This is a genomic window from Acinetobacter nectaris CIP 110549 (assembly GCF_000488215.1).
Classification (GTDB): domain Bacteria; phylum Pseudomonadota; class Gammaproteobacteria; order Pseudomonadales; family Moraxellaceae; genus Acinetobacter; species Acinetobacter nectaris.
Map to the genome: position 1 here is coordinate 1 of NZ_KI530730.1, position 1153 is coordinate 1153.

At 23.9% G+C, this 1153-nt stretch carries 1 protein-coding gene; it reads left to right on the forward strand.

The features are described 5' to 3' along the window. Positions 1–315 precede the first annotated feature (315 nt). A complete protein-coding gene (locus P256_RS08825; RefSeq protein ID WP_023273345.1) occupies positions 316–792 on the forward strand; it encodes a hypothetical protein in 477 nt (158 codons plus the stop codon). Positions 793–1153 lie beyond the last annotated feature (361 nt).

Sequence of the window (1153 nt, forward strand, 5' to 3'; positions counted from 1 at the left end):
TAAAGAAAAAATAGTTAGTATAAGAAATACAGCCCCAAAATAGATGTCCAAATATCTAATATCGGGCTTAATTTTTTTGGGTACTTTTTAGAAAGATCCAACCAAGTCAATAAAGAACAAAGTCTACAATGATACTCTTTAATATGATTTCGGAAATATTTGAACTTGAGTTCATATAAATTTTTCTTCTGAAAGAATAATTTATATTGCTTAACTGAATTTCTTATTAAATCTTTATTAGACGAGTAATCATTTTGGTTAGAATAATTAGTTATACTCAATTCTGAAAATTTAAAAAAATAGAGAATCTATTAAGTGAATACTAAAAATATTGTTAATGAAAAATTTCGCCAAATTGGAGTTATTTTATTTAGTTTGCTGACTATTTTCTCATTTATGGGCCAGTTCACATCTAAGTTAGGCTATGTGCCTTTATCAAGCTCACTCATGTTCTTATTAGCAACATTATATTGTATATTTGCGTATGCTATTCATGCAGGGTTTAAAAAATTAAATACTTATAACTCTTATATTGGTCGAAATTCTAGTGAAAGAGTGAAAATGCATGCAAAGATTCTTTATTTTATATCTAAATCATTTTTTTACATGATTTTTTTATATTCTTCATATGAGCTATTTTCTAGCAAAATACATCACATAAATTGGAGCATGATTATAATTCCAACATTAATGATGTTTATCTCAAAGAATTATTTTGCTTTAACTTTTTTACTGAAAAAGCTTATTCATTTCAATCAAGATGAAAAGATTTCTTTACTTGATCATAAGTAAATATGCTCAAATTTATCCGCAGAAAATGTGGATAAACTCTTAAAATAGAGATATTAAATAGCTTAATAAAATTAATAATTGATTGTTTTTTAATCTCAAATGTGACTAATAAATTTATTTATAAAGCTATTGCTTTTTCTATTCTAATAAATAATTGAATTTAAATGTTTTATGGATTTTTGTTTATAATTATATTATGTTTGTTTTATGAAATTTGAATAAATCATTCATGATCATTACGATGAGGTATCAATGAAAAAGACAACATTATTGATTTTATTATCTTTATTTGGACTTCAGTCAAATGCTGAAACTACATTAGATCGTATTAAATCATCAGGAAAAATTACAATAGGCTATA